We start from the raw sequence: 997 nt of genomic DNA on the forward strand, positions 1-997 counted from the left end.
CTCCCCGCACACCACCCCCACCACCTACGCACTTCAGGGCAACCCCGTACTGGTCAACTCCCCGCAGCACACCGGCCTGGACGCGGGCCGCCTCCGCCCGTCCGGCAACGACGCCGACCTGCCGCCCGACCAGCGCGACGAGGACGCGAAGTCGGCGTGCTTCGAATTCGAGGTCCCCTCCGAGGTACGGGTCCTGGGGCGGCCGAAGGTGACCCTGCGGCTCCGCATGGACGTGCCGTTCGGGCAGGCGATCGCCCGCCTGTGCGACATCGCGCCGGACGGCTCGTCCACGCTCGTCACCCGGGGCGTGCTGAACCTCTCCGCCCGGCACGGCGTGGACCGCGCGGACGCGTGGCCGCTCGGCGCCACCGAGGACGTGACCTTCGAGCTGACCGGCATCGGCCACGCCTTCGCGCCGGGCCACCGCATCCGTCTCGCGGTCTCCTCCGCGTACTGGCCGTGGATCTGGCCGCAGGCGGACACGGCGGGCTTCACCCTGCACCCGGCGGGCAGCTCCCTGGAACTGCCGGTCCGCGCGGGCGGCTTGGACCCGGCGATCACCTTCGAGGCCCCCGAGCAGTCCGCGCCGCTCGGCGTGGTCCATCCGGCGACGCTCGACGAGGAGCGCCCCGAACGTCTGGTCGTACGCGATGTCGCCAAGGGCGAGTGGCGCCTCGAGGTCGACCCGCGCCGCGGCGGTAAGCGTGTGTACCCCGACGGCCTGGAGTTCACGGAGGACGCCGTGGAGACGTACACGATCCACGAGGCCGACCCCCTGAGCGCCCACGCCCGCTCCGACTGGACGATCCGTCTGCACCGCCCCGAACTGGGCTGGGACACCAGGATCGAGACGCACTCGGAGATCACCTGCGACGCGGCGGACTTCCTCACCAGGGATGAGGTGATCTGCCGCGAGGGCGACGAGGTCGTCTTCCACCACACGTGGGAGCGGCGGGTCCGCCGGACGGCGAGGTGAGGGGGCCTTACGGCCGGGGGG

1 protein-coding gene is annotated in these 997 nt (G+C 72.9%); it reads left to right on the forward strand.

From position 1 onward, the window contains the following. Positions 1-976 (forward strand): CocE/NonD family hydrolase C-terminal non-catalytic domain-containing protein (locus GKQ77_RS33005; protein WP_308117863.1); only part of this gene is annotated, 976 nt, incomplete at its 5' end. Between the last annotated feature and the right edge of the window lie 21 nt (positions 977-997).

It is taken from the genome of Streptomyces anatolicus, from assembly GCF_019400875.1.
Classification (GTDB): Bacteria; Actinomycetota; Actinomycetes; order Streptomycetales; family Streptomycetaceae; genus Streptomyces; species Streptomyces anatolicus.